Here is a 14,816-nt window from a genome sequence, read left to right on the forward strand (position 1 = left end):
TAATGATAAAACGCACCCTCTTTTTTGGTAACCCAGCTTATTTAAGTACTAAAAATGAGCAATTGGTAGTTGATTTTCCTGAAGAAGGTAAAGCAGAAAAAACCATTCCCATTGAAGATTTGGGCTATGTGGTCTTGGAAGACCCGCAGATTACCATAACCAACGGGTTGCTGCTAAAATTAGTGCAAAACAAAACAGCGGTAATAACCTGTGATAAGCAGCATTTGCCTTGTAGTTTTTTACAACCTTTGGTAGGGCATAGTGAGCAAACGGAGCGGATGCGTTATCAATTGAACGCTAGTGTGCCGCTCAAGAAAAATATATGGCAGCAAACGGTTACTGCCAAGATTAATAATCAAGCGCAGCATTTTTTGTCGCGTGGGAAAAATGCGATTCGTTTAAAACGTTATGCCAAGGATGTAAAGAGTGGTGATTTTGGTAACCAAGAGGCTTTGGCTGCTGCTTTTTATTTTCAGAACCTATTTGATATTGATGGCTTTAGCCGTAACCAGAAGGGTGTGCCGCCCAATAACCTGTTGAACTATGGCTATGCCATTTTGCGTGCTGTTACTGCTAGGGCTTTGGTGAGCAGTGGGCTGTTGCCTTCGGTTGGGGTTTTTCATAGTAATAAGTACAATGCTTTTTGTTTAGCCGATGATGTTATGGAACCTTATAGGCCCTTTGTGGATGCCCTGGTGTATGATATTGTGGAAACGGGTTGTGGTTTGGATGAGCTGACCAAAAGTATTAAGGCTGATTTGTTGATGATTCCTGCTTTGGATGTGGTTATTGATGGGAAGCAGAGTCCCTTGATGGTTGCCATGAGCCGTAGTACCAATAGTTTGTACGAGTGTTTTGCAGGTGTTAGTAGGCGTGTGTTGTATCCGGAGTTTGTTTAGTGGGTTTTTAGAGCACTTCGACAAGCTCAGTGTGACAAATTATGTAATTGTTTTGACATTTCGAGAGCCTCAATGTAAACCTTAGGCATTGGTTTGGGAGTGCTTTGAGAGTTTCAATGACGGTTGTGTTATGTTGATTGCTTTTGGGTTTTTTAGACAAACCCTCTGTCTAGAACTTTTTTGGTCGTTCTAGCCACCTCCTTTTAACTAAAGGGAGGAGCCTTGAGGAAAAACATTATAGTGATTGCTTATTATGGAAAACGATAGGTTTTTACGATTGAACCAATATAGAAGTATGTGGGTACTGGTATTTTTTGATTTGCCAACAGAAACCTTAACCGAGCGTAAGGTGGCTACCCGTTTTCGTAAGAATTTATTGGATGATGGTTTTGCCATGTTCCAGTTTAGTATTTATATGCGTTTTTGTGCGAGTCGTGAAAATGCTGCGGTACATATTAAGCGTACCAAAAACGCTTTGCCCAAAAAAGGGAAGGTGTGTATTATGCAAATTACGGACAAGCAGTTTGGGATGATGGAACTTTTTCACGGGCAAAAGGAGGTTGAACCTGAACCACCGAGCCAGCAACTGGAGTTGTTTTAGGATGTGGAATTTGGTTTTTGATTGAGGTCTCGACTGCGCTCGACCTGACATTTGGAAATTCTATTTAATTCATAAATAACAGGATACTAGCTTTTTACGGATAGTATCCTGTGAATGGTCTACTAATTTAGTAATCTGAAAGCAATTCACAACGGGAAACCTTTTTCTTTCTTTATTTACAAACCTGTGAATGGTCTACTAATTTAGTAATCTGAAAGCAATTCACAACATAACCTTTGTTGATGTCATTATCCTCAGCCCTGTGAATGGTCTACTAATTTAGTAATCTGAAAGCAATTCACAACAAGAGACATTGTTAGTGGATTACCATTAGGCCTGTGAATGGTCTACTAATTTAGTAATCTGAAAGCAATTCACAACAGTAGTTAAGTACTTCTAAATTGGTATAGCCTGTGAATGGTCTACTAATTTAGTAATCTGAAAGCAATTCACAACGAAGTACTTATCTTCAGTTTGCAGTTCCATCCTGTGAATGGTCTACTAATTTAGTAATCTGAAAGCAATTCACAACTGTCTGTCATTGTTTTCAGCGTGCGAACCCCTGTGAATGGTCTACTAATTTAGTAATCTGAAAGCAATTCACAACTACGTTTACAACTTGTTTTGCCCAATAACTCCTGTGAATGGTCTACTAATTTAGTAATCTGAAAGCAATTCACAACTGTTCTATTGTTGATGACCGGGTGAATCAACCTGTGAATGGTCTACTAATTTAGTAATCTGAAAGCAATTCACAACTGTTAGCGATGTTAGGCAATCGATGTTAGACCTGTGAATGGTCTACTAATTTAGTAATCTGAAAGCAATTCACAACAATGTCTTTTACAACTTCATTATTACAGTCCCTGTGAATGGTCTACTAATTTAGTAATCTGAAAGCAATTCACAACAAGATGAAGCAGAGGGAAAAACTATTTTTCCTGTGAATGGTCTACTAATTTAGTAATCTGAAAGCAATTCACAACTAAATACTCTTCTATTGAGAGAGGTGGTAACCTGTGAATGGTCTACTAATTTAGTAATCTGAAAGCAATTCACAACCACCTCCTGGTTGTAACGTAATGAAAGGAACCTGTGAATGGTCTACTAATTTAGTAATCTGAAAGCAATTCACAACGCATTGACCGAAGACCAGGAGACGCTAACCCTGTGAATGGTCTACTAATTTAGTAATCTGAAAGCAATTCACAACAAACAGCTTAGGTTGATTACTTCCATCATACCTGTGAATGGTCTACTAATTTAGTAATCTGAAAGCAATTCACAACAAGCCTGTGTACAACCTTATAGGCTTGTTACCTGTGAATGGTCTACTAATTTAGTAATCTGAAAGCAATTCACAACGCACAGCCAAAACTTAAAGTTTCAATCATTCCTGTGAATGGTCTACTAATTTAGTAATCTGAAAGCAATTCACAACACCTACAACGTTAAAACTTGGTGCAGCTTGCCTGTGAATGGTCTACTAATTTAGTAATCTGAAAGCAATTCACAACTTAGGAGATAACAAATCTTATGAAGCAGGACCTGTGAATGGTCTACTAATTTAGTAATCTGAAAGCAATTCACAACAAAGTGGGATAAATGGAGGTGGTTTCCGATCCTGTGAATGGTCTACTAATTTAGTAATCTGAAAGCAATTCACAACACTAATAATGGTTCTTCATTTTTTAGTTTCCTGTGAATGGTCTACTAATTTAGTAATCTGAAAGCAATTCACAACGTCATCAGCATAGTAAGTTGTATCATTTTCCCTGTGAATGGTCTACTAATTTAGTAATCTGAAAGCAATTCACAACTGGATAAATAGTGTCAGGCAATCCGTTATCCCTGTGAATGGTCTACTAATTTAGTAATCTGAAAGCAATTCACAACAAGGAAGACGGACAAATACAAACAGGTCCACCTGTGAATGGTCTACTAATTTAGTAATCTGAAAGCAATTCACAACTACCATTAAACAAATACTCAAAGGCTTTATACTCATGTTTTAATAACGATACGTAGTCATATCATTACCGTAGCTTTTTCTAAATGACGATAGTTACTACCCATTTACACCCTAATGACCAAAAAATAATTTGATTTTGTAGGAAATTTACCAAATAACTAATTCATTTGCTATATATTAGATTTTTTGAATGTACAATTGTTAACCCAAAACAAACCCTATGCAATACTTATACAACAAAAAACAGTCCTTATTATTTTTATTAATGCTAGTAGTTACTACTCATGTTTTTTATGCTCAAGAACCGCACAAGGAATATTATGATGATGGAACAGTATCTAGAACAGGTTACTATAAGGATGATAAACGCGTTGGCGAATGGAAATTTTATCATGAGAATGGAAAATTAGCATTGGCAGGAAAGTTTGAAAACGGTAATACTGTTGGTGTGTGGAAAAGCTATACAGAAAGTGGTAAATTATATGGTGAAGGACATTTTGAAAATGGCATTGAAATAGGTGAATGGAAGTATTATTATGAAACAGGTCAATTAGAAAGAGTAGTACTATATAATGCTAATAAACAACTAGATGGTGTATATAAAAAATACCATGAGAATGGTAAATTGTCTACCGTAGGAACCTTTGAAAATAATGTTCAGGTAGGGGAATGGAAAGTATACCATGAAAATGGTCAATTAGCTGAGATAGGAGTTTTTGAAGCTGGTGAATATGAAGGCCTGTGGAAAGCTTATCATGAGAATGGTCAGCTATCTGGGATAGGGCATTATGAAGATGATAAAGCTACTGGTGAATGGAAACATTATCATGAAAATGGTCAATTATCAGAAATAGGATATACAGAAAATGGTAAAAAAATAGGAGAATGGAAATTCTACTATGACAATGGCAAATTATCTGAAATAGGAACTTTTGACGCTGAAGGATCACAAGGAGTGTGGAAGTCCTATCATGAAAACGGTCAATTATCTGAAATAGGATATATAGAAAATGGTAAAAAAATAGGAGAATGGAAATTCTACTATGACAATGGTCAATTATCTGAAATAGGAACTTTTGACGCTGAAGGATCACAAGGAGTGTGGAAGTCCTATCATGAAAATGGCCAATTATCAGCTGTCGGAATACGTGAAAATTATAAAAAAGATGGAGAATGGAAACATTATCACGATAATGGGCAGTTACAGGAATTCGGAAATTTTACTAAAGGCAAAGCCACAGGAGAATGGAAAATTTACCATAGAAACAATACCATCTATCAAATAAGACTATGGGATGATGGTAAGTTTATGGATATTATTTCTTGTTATGATAATAAAGGCAATAAACTAGACAAAGGCACCTTGGTACATGGTAATGGTACTGTAAATTATTATGATGAAAACGGTAAACTAACCGAAACAAAAACATTTGTAGATGGTTTAGAACAAAAATAATGAGTTATTAGCACTCTCTTAAACACAGTGTACTAAAACTAAATATTAGATACTTAATCGCTTGTTCTTATCGATTGTTAAACACCTAACTACAACGTCAACATCCAAGTATGTTGAAGCTTTTTAAAGGTTTTAAGTTCGCGCCTTAATAATGGGATGTAGTCTTTACCGTTACTGTTACATTTTTCTAAACGACGACAGTTGCTATACAAACGGTTGGTAAGCTGTCTTACCGATGCCATGTGTTTGTGTTTTTTATCTGTATGACGTTCTTGTTCGGCTTTAGCGATTTCAGGTGCTAAAGAAATAGACTGTTGTACGATGTCTCCAGAGAAGTAGATGTGTTCGTTTTCTGAACCATCTTTATGCAAATATGACAAATCATGGCTTAAGTAGGTAGAGATGCTTCTAGATAGGACAAAAATATCCATAGCCTTTTGATATATAGGCAATTCTGATAGATGAGATGGTAAATGAGGTAACATAGTATATAATAGCAATTTATATCAAAATTAAGCACAAGAATTGAGATTCTACTTTTGATATTAAAGCAATATGTTATATTTGCTTTAAATATTAAGTTATTTTTTAATTTCTCTTTAAATGAGTATAGATAGATTAAACTGGAAGATTTTAAAGTGTTTGCAGGACAATGCAAGACAGTCTAATGCTGAAATTGGTAGGCAAGTTGGTATTACTTCGCCAGCAGTTTCGGAGCGTATAAAAAAGATGGAAGATGCAGGTATTATTGAAGACTATTACACATCAGTTTCTTATTTTGAAGCAGGTTATCAATTAAAAGCTATTATTACCTTACGTGCTTTTATGGGAAAGCTAAAGCCTTTTTTTGAGAAGGTAAAAACCTATGATGAGGTGTTGAACTGCTATCGTATTACAGGAAACGAAAATATTGTAATGGAAGTGGTACTTAAAAACCAAAAGCATTTAGAAACCTTTATTGACCAGTTGATTATATATGGAGAAACCAAAACGCAAATAGTACTTTCGCAAGTGGTAAAGAATGGAGCGATAAAGCCATTGAAGTGATTACTTCTTGTTGGGTAAGTCGTCGTCAGGGTCATGATCGTCATAGTTGACACCTGGAGGGTTAAAAAGTCCCCAACGGTCAATAATATAATCCCAAGGATTAAAACTTTTAACCCATTCAGCAAATAAAACTCTAAACTCTTCTATTTCTTGTCTTAGAAAATTTAGGTATTCAACATCTTTATAACCGTGCATTTCTATACCTGTTAAATCTGTTGAAATTTCTCGAGCAGCTTTTCGTATTATTGCTGCATTTTCCATTTTTATAGCATAAGGAATATTAGAACTTAAAGCTCCAGCAATTTTAGCAGGAATGATTAAAGTATTTTTTGAAAGATAATCAATATTATTTTTAATCATTTCTGCTTCAATGTCTTTATTAAACTCAATGTCAGTGTGTTCTATAGCTTCAACTAAATTTCTAACGAGTTGTTGAATTTCAATTGCTTTAGCAAAAACTGGTATTTTATTCCATTCTTCTATCATTTGCCAATATTATTTGCAATATGCTCAGCAATTAGTTTAGCATGTACTCTTGAGTTTTCAATAAACCATTTGTGGGTTTCGGTTCCGCCACAAATTACACCTGCAAGGTAGAGTCCTTGTACGTTGCTTTCCATGGTGTCAGGATTGTACTGCGGAAAGAAATTTCCATCATTAGACAAGGTAACTCCTGCTTGTTCTAAAAACTGAAAGTTAGGTTGGTAGCCTGTGAGTGCCACTACATAGTCGTTAGCAATGGTTTCAGTGCCTTTAGGTGTGGTAATGATTACCTGATGTGGTGTAATTTCTTTGATTTCGGAATTAAAATAGGCTTTAATGCTACCTTCTTCAATTCTGTTAATGATATCAGGTCTTACCCAATATTTTACACGTTCGCCAATAGCTCCTTTACGTACTACCATAGTAACGTTTCCACCTTTACGCCAAATTTCAAGCGCAGCATCAACTGCAGAATTGCTAGCACCAACCACAATAACATCTTGCATACTAAAAGGATGCGCTTCTTTGTAGTAATGTGACACTTTAGGTAAGGACTCACCAGGAACATTTAAAAGTTTTGGGATGTCGTAAAACCCTGTGGCGATCACTACTTTTTTTGCACTGTAGTTGGTTTTGTTTGAGGTAACCTGAAATTGGTTGTTTTGCTTTTGTATGGCTGTTACTTCTTCATACAGGTTTATGTTGAGCGTGTTAGATGTTGCTACACGACGGTAATATTCCAAGGCCTCGTCTCTATTTGGTTTTGGGTTATTGCTTATAAATGGAATGTTGTCGATTTCCAAACGCTCGGAAGTGGAGAAAAAGGTCATGTTTAAAGGGTAGTTAAACAAAGAGTTGGTGAGTGCGCCTTTTTCGAGCACGATATAATTCCAACCTCTTTTCTCACATTCCAAAGCGCAGGCAATTCCAATAGGACCTGCTCCAATAATTAGTATATCTGTTTGTGTCATTAATATTGTGTTGCTACTAAATTAAGGTTATTCTTCTATTTTTTGAAATCTCATTTTACGCTTTAACATTAAAAGTATGGCAATACATATTACCATCACTAAAGACACAATGTACCATGTGTTGGTAAAGCCTACTAATTCCACCATGTGCATTCCTGAATTGTGCCCAAAGATATGTGCTATAGCAAACGCCATACTGTATAAAGCCATGTATTCGCCTTGGTTGCCTTGTTTTGCACGTTTTAAGGCAAAAGCATTAGAAAATGGGAAGGCAATCATTTCGCCAATGGTCATAAACAACATCCCAATAACCAATACACCAACCCAAGCAGTAACATTAAGCACAATAAAGCTTATAAGTGTTAATACAGCTCCAAAGGCTACTAAACCTGTTTTGGTGTATTTAGGAGATTCGAGCCATTTTACTAGAGGCATTTCAAATACAGCAATTAATAAACCGTTCATTCCCATGAGTAATCCTATTTTAAACTCTGATAATACATGTACGTCTTTGTAGTACAGTGGCATTGTTGAGAAGTACTGAAGAAAGGCAATACTAAATAATACCATAGCTACTAAAAAGATAATGTACTTTCCGTCTTTATAAGCCGATTTAGGGTTTTGAGAAACGATGTTATCCTGAACTCTGGCAGTTTTAGGGTTGAGTACCTTGAGTAATAGGAAGCCTGCAGCTATACAAGTAATACCATCTACCCAAAACAAACCACCATAACCCAATGTAGCAATAATTAATCCGCCAATGGCAGGACCAGCAGAAAATCCAAGGTTAATAGCCAAACGAATAAGTGTAACTGAGCGTGTTTTGTTTTCAGGCTTACTGTAAGCACTTAATGCTACAAACATTGCAGGACGAAACATATCGGCTACTGCAAGGAGTAAAAATATACCTAGCATGATGCCATAGTAGGTGCTTATAAATTGTAAGCCAATGAATAGAAGCCCTGACAGTACTAAGCTAATTACCATTACTTTGTAATACCCAATTTTGTCGGTGAGTTTGCCACCAAGCCAAGACCCAACTACTGAACCTGCACCAAAAGCACTCATAATCATACCAACATCAGAAAGACTAAAGTCTAAGCTTTTATTGAGATATAATGATAAAAACGGAATAACCATGGTGCCAGCTCTGTTAATGAGTGTAATGAGCGATAACCACCATACTTCTTTAGACAACCCGCTAAATGTGTTTAGGTAGGGTTGTAATAACTTGTTGTTTAAAAAATAAATAAATTTCATTGTTTGATTGATTGTTATAAAAGTAAAAAGTCCGACGCTAGCGTCGGACTTTTCTATATTGATTAATTGTATTCAACTATCATTACAATATATAGCAAGCCCGACTTCGTTGAGAAGAGGTATATTTTTGCTTTACAATTGTATTACAGTTGAACATGATTTTTTCTTTATTGCTCTTCAAAGCTAGGTAAAAAAAGTTTAAGTTGTATTTTTGAATTGAAAAAATTAACCCGATGAGAAAAGTTATTACATTTTTAGTGTTGGTATTAGCCTTAGGTTGCCATCAAGGAAAAGAACCGATTGTTGGTGAGACCGAGTTTCAAAAGAAGATGAATGCTGATTTTAGAGATGCAACAAGTTCGCCACTTAAAGGAAGAGCTAAAAAGAATTTTAAGGGACTTGATTTTTTTAAGTTTGACTCAGCTTATGTAGTTACTGCTCAATTAAAACGTACACCAGACTCTAAGTGGTTTAATATGAAAACGAATACTGACCGTTTATCTAGAGAGCGTGTTTATGGTATTTTGACGTTTGAGTTACAAGGTCAAACCTATCAGTTGAATGTATACCAAGGCGAAGATTCTATTACTAGCGAAGATCAGCAAGATTATTTGTTTTTACCTTTTTTAGACAACACAAATGGAGAGACGACCTATGGAGGCGGACGTTATATTGATTTAAAAATTCCTGAAGGCGACACTATTGTGGTTGATTTTAACAAAGCTTATAACCCTTATTGTGCCTACAATGAGAACTACTCTTGCCCAATTGTGCCTAGAGTAAATTACTTAGATATCAACATACAAGCAGGTGTGAAGGCCTACAAAAAGGAATAGTTATTTAACCAAGTACATTCCAAAAAAAACTGCTAAAAATCCAACTATAAAACTAGCAATTGTATATAGCGCAAAACTTGTAAAATCACCTGATTTTAAAAAGACATGGTTTTCGTAAGCAAAGGTTGAAAATGTGGTGAATCCACCACAAAAACCAGTGGCTAAAAGCAGTGTTTGATTTGAAGACAGTGTATTGTTTTTAACTGCTAATCCTAAAATAATGCCAATGAGTAAACTCCCTAAAATATTTGCTGCAAATGTACCATAAGGAATTCCTGTTTCGGTGCTGTTAAGATATTTGCTTAGGATGTATCTTAAAACACTTCCAAAACCACCACCAACAAAAACAAGAAGTAGGTTTTTCATCTATTTTACAGCAATGTATATTTTAGTTATCCAATCAGCAGGATTAGGTGTGCTTGTAGGATCGGTTAAGTACGTTTCAAGCATTGGTCCGTTTTCATCGGTGAATTCAAGATTATTTTCGGTGATATATTTCATAGTAGTATTCCAAGCCTCTTTTAAGTTAGTATAATCGCCAGTAAGAGTTGTTTCAACTGCTTTAAATGGTTGTAACTGTCCTGTTAAAATATCACTATCATCAGCAGTAATTACTTGAGATGTTGTAGGTATGCAGCACGAAAACATTACAGCATTATTGGCTTCGTCCCATTTGTGATAATATACAAAAGGAGGTCCAGCCATAGTAATATTATGTGTAATAGCATAAGCACCAACTTTAGGTAACATATCCTGCATTTTGGTGTCTAGTTCGCTAATTTTACAAGACGTGGTATTATAAAGGTAAAATCCACCACTGTGCTGCGTTACTCCATTTACTTTAATTGAATAGACTTTCATAGACTCAACAACTAAGCTATCTAGTTTTTCTAAACCACGCTCAAAGTCTGGACCAATCATGTTGTCAAAACCACCAGAAGCTAATGCAGAAGCTTTAAAGATAAACGGAACATTGTCACTGTTCATTTTCCATACTACGTTGGTTTTACCGTCTTCGGTAGGAGTAAATTCCCATTGTATCTTTGAAGGGTCAAAATCCCCAAACTGTAGTTCTTGATCAATAGAAACATTAGGTTTAGTTGCTAAGGTTTTCATGTTACCTTCTCCATGAGAATCCACCCACGAGTACGCACCTCCAACACCTTTGGTTTGTTCGCTAAGAGTAATTACTGTTTCTGGATCTTTTTCAACCCAAGACGACCATGCTTCCCAGTTTTTAAAATCAATAACATTATTGTAAATAACAGCAGCAGGCGCATTGATTGTACGTTCTCTTTTAACTTCAAAAGAATTAGGCTGTACAGCAATGTAAATAGCAATACCTATAATGAGTATAAGAAGTAAAAAGAATATATATTTTAAAGCTTTCATTTTTGGTTTTATAGTTGTTTTACCAAAGATAATTAAAAAAGCTATATCAATATATTTGTGTAATGTCTATTTATTTACACTAAATCTAAGTAGAATAAGGTTGAACAAAATCAAAATACTTATTAAAAGAATGATTTTCATAAGGCAAAAGTTTATGTTAGAACTGATTACTTTATTGTAAATCGTATTTAAATTGATTTGTCATCAAAAAACATAAATAACATACCTTTTTATGAAAAATAAGTTCAATTACTTAAATAAAAACTTCATTGTAGAAATAAAAAAGATGAAAGAAATAAAAGCTATTAGTACCCAAATAACGCCTTTGTAATAACGTTTATGTAGCTTAAGGTCTTTTTTGTAGGTGAAAATTAATATAATAATAAATGCTATTGCAAATAAAATTCCAAAAACCCATTGCCCTTTAGTAAACATAAAATTAAATTTATGTAAAATTAAATATTTATATTTCAAAAATTTTTAAAAAAAGCATAAAATAATACTAATATACTAATGAAAGATAAAATTGAAGCTGTAAAAGCTTTTCACTCAGCATTTAAAATAGGACATAGAGAAACCCCAAAAGCCGATTTAGGTTTAGAAAAAAATATGTTGCGTTATAAACTGATGAGAGAAGAAAACGAAGAGTATCTAGAAGCAGCAAATAACAATGATTTAGTTGAGGTTGCCGATGCGCTTGGTGATTTACTTTATATTTTATGCGGAACCATTATTGAACACGGTTTGCAATATAAAATAGAAGAAGTTTTTGAAGAAATACAACGCAGTAATATGAGTAAGCTTGGTGAAGATGGAGAACCTATTTATAGAGAAGATGGAAAAGTATTGAAAGGACCTAATTATTTTAAACCTGATATCGCATCTATTTTAGATAAATAAAAAAAGAGAAGCAACGTTGCTTCTCTTTTTTTTTAAACCTTAACTCTCCAACCAAAAGGGTCGTCAGTTCTGTTATATTGTATGTCTGTAATTCGTTTTTTCAATAATGAAGCGTAGCTGTTTTCTAGTTCTGGCAGGTCGTAATCAGTTCCTTTATATCCAAAAGCAGCTATTGGAGATACAACAGCAGCAGTACCAGAGCCAAACATTTCTTTAAGTGATCCATTTTTGGCAGCTTCAACAACTTCGTTCACCGATATTTTTTTGACTTCAACATTTATACCTTCGGCTTTTGCAATTTCAATAATACTCTTACGAGTAATCCCATCTAAAATTCTATCGCTAGTAGGTGCAGTCATTAATGTGTCGTTAATTCTAACAAAAATATTCATTGCGCCAGCTTCTTCAATATATTCGTGAGTGTTATCGTCAGTCCAAATAACTTGATTATATCCTTTTTGAATTGCTAACTGTGTTGGGTAAAATTGACCTGCATAGTTACCACCAGCTTTAGCATATCCTACACCACCATTAGCTGAGCGCGAGTATTTTTCTTCAATAGCCACTTTAACTTTGCCAGAAAAATAAGCGCCAGAAGGCGCAGTTGCGATAATAAACTTATACGCATTAGCAGGCGACGCATGAAAACCATTTCCAGAAGCAAAAATAAAAGGTCTTATGTACAAAGAACCGCCAGAGTTTGTAGGAATCCAATTGCTATCCAGTTTTAAAAGTGCTTTTAAGCCTTCCATAAAATACGCTTCTGGTAATTCAGGTATTGCCAAGCGTTTTGCTGAAATATTTAAACGCTTACAATTGTCCATTGGACGAAATAACCACACGTCTTCATTAGTGTCTTTATAGGCTTTCATGCCTTCAAAAATAGACTGTCCGTAATGAAATATTTTAGCAGAAGGGTCCAAAGTAATAGGTTGGTAAGGTACAATTGTAGGAGTTTCCCAAGCGCCATTTTTATAATCGCAAACCAACATATGATCTGAAAACACACTACCAAATGCTAAATTGTTAAAATCTACATCACTTATCTTGCTTTTTTCACACTTAGTTACAGGGATATTGTTGATTATATTTTCCATGGATATGTTTTGAGTATATTTTGCAAAATTATGAAAATATAATGGTATTTAATTTAGTATTGGATTAAGAACTCGTTTAAACTTTTTCAATTGGCTAAAAAAGTATTGATTTTTATACACTTTTGATTTTATAAAAGTGATTGTGTTTTTAACTTTTATAAGTGATTATTACGTAATGCTCTTTGTATTATACTTTAAATTAAAAAGTTTAGAAACATTCTAACAAAAAAAACAAGTATCTTAGTGGCGTTATTAAAATTTATTAAAATTATGAGAAAAATAGCTGCCCTTTTGGTTGTGTTAGTTGCTTTTGCAGCGTGTAAAAGTGAAAAGAAAGAACCTGCAAATGATACTGTAAAAGAAGAAGTGACTTATGCTTCTTTTGGAAAAGAAATAGTTGCTGATGATGCCGTTGCTGCTAAATCTATGGCAAAGCATTATAAAGACATGAGTGTAGGAGATAGTATTCCTTCTAAAATGATTGCTACTGTTGAAGAAGTATGTCAAGCTAAAGGTTGTTGGATGAAATTAAAACTAGAAGATGATAGCCAAGTTATGGTGAAGTTTAAAGACTATGCTTTTTTTGTGCCTAAAAATATTGCTGGTAAAGAAGTAATCATAAACGGACAAGCTTTTGTTACTGAAACTTCAGTAGATCAATTACGCCATATTGCTGAAGATGGAGGAAAAACAACTGAAGAAATTGAAGCAATAACTGAGCCTAAAAAAGAATATGCTTTTTTAGCAGATGGTGTATTGTTAAAAGAAGAGTAAATGAGACTATTTGCTTGCATAGCTTTGACTTTTGTGCTTTTTGGGTGTGGTGAGTCTGATAAAAAAGAAACCATTGAGCAAAAAGAGGAGATTGTGTATGATATGTACGAACCGTCTGAAATGGCTATCCTCATGAATCAAATGTATGAACATAACATGAAGGTAAAGCAAGATATTTTGGAGGGTAAAACACCAACACAATTTCCAATGGATTTTCTTAAAATCCATTCTGCTGAAATGACCAAAGCATCTGATAGAAATGAAACTTTTGAAAGCTTTTCAAAGTTGTTTATAGCAACAGAAAAGGAAATATTCAATGACGAATCTACAGTAGATATCAAAGAAAGGTTTAATAACGCTGTAAACTTGTGTGTGGCATGTCACCAAACCAGTTGTACAGGTCCAATACCTAGAATAAAAAAGTTGCTTATCAACTAGTTTTGAAGCGAAAAATTATTACCACAGCAGACGGTTCTAAAACCATTCAAATTGAAGATTGGAACGAACAATACCATTCTGTTCATGGTGCTATACAAGAGGCTATGCATGTTTTTATACTGCATGGTCTTTTTTGTTTTTTAGATAGCCATAAACCAATTTCTATCCTTGAAATAGGTTTTGGTACAGGACTAAATGCATTTATTACACTTTTAGAAAGTGAAAAAAGCAACCTTCATATCAATTACACAGGAGTAGAGGCTTATCCTGTAACACAAGAAGAAGTTGATGCTCTAAATTATACCGAACAGTTAAAAACTAACAACACTTTATTCTCTAAACTACACCAATGCGATTGGGAAATATTACACCATATTACGCCTAAATTCTCATTAACCAAACAACAGAAGTTTTTTAAAGAAATTGATGCTGTAGTAGAATATGATCTCATATACTTTGATGCTTTTGGAGCAAGAGTGCAACCAGAACTTTGGACAGAAGGTATTTTTGAATTAATGTATAAGGCATTAAAAACCAAAGGTGTATTAGTTACCTATTCCGCAAAAGGAAGTGTAAGACGCGCAATGCAAGCTGTAGGATTTAGTGTTGAAAAACTTCCTGGACCACCAGGAAAACGTGAAATGCTTAGAGCTACTAAGTTAGAAGTTTAAAGTTTAGTTAAATCTGTTA

At 34.6% G+C, this 14,816-nt stretch carries 16 protein-coding genes and 1 CRISPR repeat array; of the genes, 9 read left to right on the forward strand and 7 right to left on the reverse strand.

Going from position 1 to position 14,816, the window contains the following annotated elements; translation table 11 throughout:
- Positions 1-2: 2 nt before the first annotated feature.
- The 3 genes from cas1 (at position 3) to ACQ0RB_RS06540 (ending at position 4,928) form a co-directional block, all read left to right on the forward strand.
- Complete coding sequence (gene cas1 / locus ACQ0RB_RS06530; protein WP_430497345.1) at positions 3-899, forward strand: type II CRISPR-associated endonuclease Cas1; 897 nt, start codon at positions 3-5, stop codon at positions 897-899.
- 253 nt (positions 900-1,152) lie between these two features.
- Positions 1,153-1,500, forward strand: coding sequence for a CRISPR-associated endonuclease Cas2 (cas2, locus tag ACQ0RB_RS06535; protein WP_430497347.1), 348 nt, complete (start codon positions 1,153-1,155; stop codon positions 1,498-1,500).
- A 107-nt stretch (positions 1,501-1,607) separates the two neighbouring features.
- Positions 1,608-3,472: a CRISPR direct-repeat array (repeat unit 46 nt; unit sequence CCTGTGAATGGTCTACTAATTTAGTAATCTGAAAGCAATTCACAAC).
- Positions 3,473-3,692: 220 nt separating this feature from the next.
- Positions 3,693-4,928 (forward strand): toxin-antitoxin system YwqK family antitoxin, encoded by a 1,236-nt coding sequence (locus tag ACQ0RB_RS06540; RefSeq protein WP_430497349.1) that lies wholly within the window; start codon positions 3,693-3,695, stop codon positions 4,926-4,928.
- An 89-nt stretch (positions 4,929-5,017) separates the two neighbouring features.
- Here the strand turns inward: ACQ0RB_RS06540 and ACQ0RB_RS06545 are convergent, their stop codons facing one another.
- Entirely contained in the window at positions 5,018-5,413 is a 396-nt protein-coding gene (locus tag ACQ0RB_RS06545) for a hypothetical protein (RefSeq protein ID WP_430497351.1), read from the reverse strand.
- A gap of 118 nt (positions 5,414-5,531) precedes the next feature.
- Between ACQ0RB_RS06545 and ACQ0RB_RS06550 the strand changes: the two genes are divergently transcribed.
- The gene (locus ACQ0RB_RS06550; RefSeq protein WP_129761596.1) at positions 5,532-5,975 is read left to right on the forward strand and encodes an Lrp/AsnC family transcriptional regulator; all 444 of its coding nucleotides are present in this window, start codon (positions 5,532-5,534) and stop codon (positions 5,973-5,975) included.
- Here the strand turns inward: ACQ0RB_RS06550 and ACQ0RB_RS06555 are convergent, their stop codons facing one another.
- From ACQ0RB_RS06555 to ACQ0RB_RS06565, 3 genes are read right to left on the reverse strand one after another with little or no spacing between them, the layout of a single operon-like run.
- Complete coding sequence (locus ACQ0RB_RS06555) at positions 5,976-6,461, reverse strand: hypothetical protein (protein WP_430497353.1); 486 nt, start codon at positions 6,459-6,461, stop codon at positions 5,976-5,978. It lies immediately after the preceding gene.
- Positions 6,458-7,429 carry a YpdA family putative bacillithiol disulfide reductase gene (locus tag ACQ0RB_RS06560; RefSeq protein ID WP_430497355.1) on the reverse strand — a complete coding sequence of 324 codons (972 nt, stop codon included), beginning with the start codon at positions 7,427-7,429 and terminating at the stop codon, positions 6,458-6,460. The genes ACQ0RB_RS06555 and ACQ0RB_RS06560 overlap by 4 nt, the downstream gene beginning before the upstream one ends.
- Positions 7,430-7,456: 27 nt before the next feature.
- A complete protein-coding gene (locus tag ACQ0RB_RS06565) occupies positions 7,457-8,689 on the reverse strand; it encodes an MDR family MFS transporter (RefSeq protein ID WP_430497357.1) in 1,233 nt (410 codons plus the stop codon).
- A gap of 233 nt (positions 8,690-8,922) precedes the next feature.
- Between ACQ0RB_RS06565 and ACQ0RB_RS06570 the strand changes: the two genes are divergently transcribed.
- Positions 8,923-9,525: a DUF1684 domain-containing protein gene (locus tag ACQ0RB_RS06570; RefSeq protein ID WP_430497358.1), complete on the forward strand. Its 603-nt coding sequence runs from the start codon at positions 8,923-8,925 to the stop codon at positions 9,523-9,525.
- Here the strand turns inward: ACQ0RB_RS06570 and crcB are convergent, their stop codons facing one another.
- Together crcB and ACQ0RB_RS06580 are read right to left on the reverse strand one after the other, a co-directional pair.
- On the reverse strand, positions 9,526-9,891 hold the full coding sequence (crcB, locus tag ACQ0RB_RS06575; RefSeq protein ID WP_129761600.1) for a fluoride efflux transporter CrcB: 366 nt from the start codon (positions 9,889-9,891) through the stop codon (positions 9,526-9,528). It abuts the gene before it with no gap.
- The gene (locus ACQ0RB_RS06580; RefSeq protein WP_430497360.1) at positions 9,892-10,917 is read right to left on the reverse strand and encodes an SRPBCC family protein; all 1,026 of its coding nucleotides are present in this window, start codon (positions 10,915-10,917) and stop codon (positions 9,892-9,894) included.
- Positions 10,918-11,430: 513 nt separating this feature from the next.
- Here ACQ0RB_RS06580 and ACQ0RB_RS06585 point away from each other — a divergent pair.
- Positions 11,431-11,817 carry a nucleoside triphosphate pyrophosphohydrolase family protein gene (locus ACQ0RB_RS06585; RefSeq protein WP_131507820.1) on the forward strand — a complete coding sequence of 129 codons (387 nt, stop codon included), beginning with the start codon at positions 11,431-11,433 and terminating at the stop codon, positions 11,815-11,817.
- A 32-nt stretch (positions 11,818-11,849) separates the two neighbouring features.
- On the opposite strand, the gene ACQ0RB_RS06590 is transcribed toward ACQ0RB_RS06585, so the two are convergent.
- Entirely contained in the window at positions 11,850-12,914 is a 1,065-nt protein-coding gene (locus ACQ0RB_RS06590; protein ID WP_187347856.1) for a branched-chain amino acid aminotransferase, read from the reverse strand.
- Between the two features lie 270 nt (positions 12,915-13,184).
- Here ACQ0RB_RS06590 and ACQ0RB_RS06595 point away from each other — a divergent pair, with 270 nt between their 5' ends.
- Genes ACQ0RB_RS06595 through mnmD form a run of 3 tightly spaced genes read left to right on the forward strand, consistent with a single transcriptional unit; the run spans position 13,185 to position 14,797 of the window.
- Entirely contained in the window at positions 13,185-13,688 is a 504-nt protein-coding gene (locus tag ACQ0RB_RS06595) for a DUF4920 domain-containing protein (protein WP_129761604.1), read from the forward strand.
- Positions 13,689-14,126 carry a hypothetical protein gene (locus ACQ0RB_RS06600; protein ID WP_430497363.1) on the forward strand — a complete coding sequence of 146 codons (438 nt, stop codon included), beginning with the start codon at positions 13,689-13,691 and terminating at the stop codon, positions 14,124-14,126.
- A gap of 2 nt (positions 14,127-14,128) precedes the next feature.
- Entirely contained in the window at positions 14,129-14,797 is a 669-nt protein-coding gene (gene mnmD, locus ACQ0RB_RS06605; protein ID WP_430497365.1) for a tRNA (5-methylaminomethyl-2-thiouridine)(34)-methyltransferase MnmD, read from the forward strand.
- Positions 14,798-14,816 lie beyond the last annotated feature (19 nt).

This window comes from Gaetbulibacter sp. PBL-D1 (genome assembly GCF_050509525.1).
Taxonomy (GTDB): Bacteria; Bacteroidota; Bacteroidia; order Flavobacteriales; family Flavobacteriaceae; genus Gaetbulibacter_B; species Gaetbulibacter_B jejuensis.

What these genes read in the sequence shown, in the direction of transcription:
- cas1 (WP_430497345.1), top strand. Translation starts at nt 3, where the DNA reads ATGATAAAACGCACCCTCTTTTTTGGTAACCCAGCTTATTTAAGTACT.
- cas2 (WP_430497347.1), top strand. Translation starts at nt 1,153, where the DNA reads ATGGAAAACGATAGGTTTTTACGATTGAACCAATATAGAAGTATGTGG.
- ACQ0RB_RS06540 (WP_430497349.1), top strand. Translation starts at nt 3,693, where the DNA reads ATGCAATACTTATACAACAAAAAACAGTCCTTATTATTTTTATTAATG.
- ACQ0RB_RS06545 (WP_430497351.1), bottom strand. Translation starts at nt 5,413, where the DNA reads ATGTTACCTCATTTACCATCTCATCTATCAGAATTGCCTATATATCAA.
- ACQ0RB_RS06550 (WP_129761596.1), top strand. Translation starts at nt 5,532, where the DNA reads ATGAGTATAGATAGATTAAACTGGAAGATTTTAAAGTGTTTGCAGGAC.
- ACQ0RB_RS06555 (WP_430497353.1), bottom strand. Translation starts at nt 6,461, where the DNA reads ATGATAGAAGAATGGAATAAAATACCAGTTTTTGCTAAAGCAATTGAA.
- ACQ0RB_RS06560 (WP_430497355.1), bottom strand. Translation starts at nt 7,429, where the DNA reads ATGACACAAACAGATATACTAATTATTGGAGCAGGTCCTATTGGAATT.
- ACQ0RB_RS06565 (WP_430497357.1), bottom strand. Translation starts at nt 8,689, where the DNA reads ATGAAATTTATTTATTTTTTAAACAACAAGTTATTACAACCCTACCTA.
- ACQ0RB_RS06570 (WP_430497358.1), top strand. Translation starts at nt 8,923, where the DNA reads ATGAGAAAAGTTATTACATTTTTAGTGTTGGTATTAGCCTTAGGTTGC.
- crcB (WP_129761600.1), bottom strand. Translation starts at nt 9,891, where the DNA reads ATGAAAAACCTACTTCTTGTTTTTGTTGGTGGTGGTTTTGGAAGTGTT.
- ACQ0RB_RS06580 (WP_430497360.1), bottom strand. Translation starts at nt 10,917, where the DNA reads ATGAAAGCTTTAAAATATATATTCTTTTTACTTCTTATACTCATTATA.
- ACQ0RB_RS06585 (WP_131507820.1), top strand. Translation starts at nt 11,431, where the DNA reads ATGAAAGATAAAATTGAAGCTGTAAAAGCTTTTCACTCAGCATTTAAA.
- ACQ0RB_RS06590 (WP_187347856.1), bottom strand. Translation starts at nt 12,914, where the DNA reads ATGGAAAATATAATCAACAATATCCCTGTAACTAAGTGTGAAAAAAGC.
- ACQ0RB_RS06595 (WP_129761604.1), top strand. Translation starts at nt 13,185, where the DNA reads ATGAGAAAAATAGCTGCCCTTTTGGTTGTGTTAGTTGCTTTTGCAGCG.
- ACQ0RB_RS06600 (WP_430497363.1), top strand. Translation starts at nt 13,689, where the DNA reads ATGAGACTATTTGCTTGCATAGCTTTGACTTTTGTGCTTTTTGGGTGT.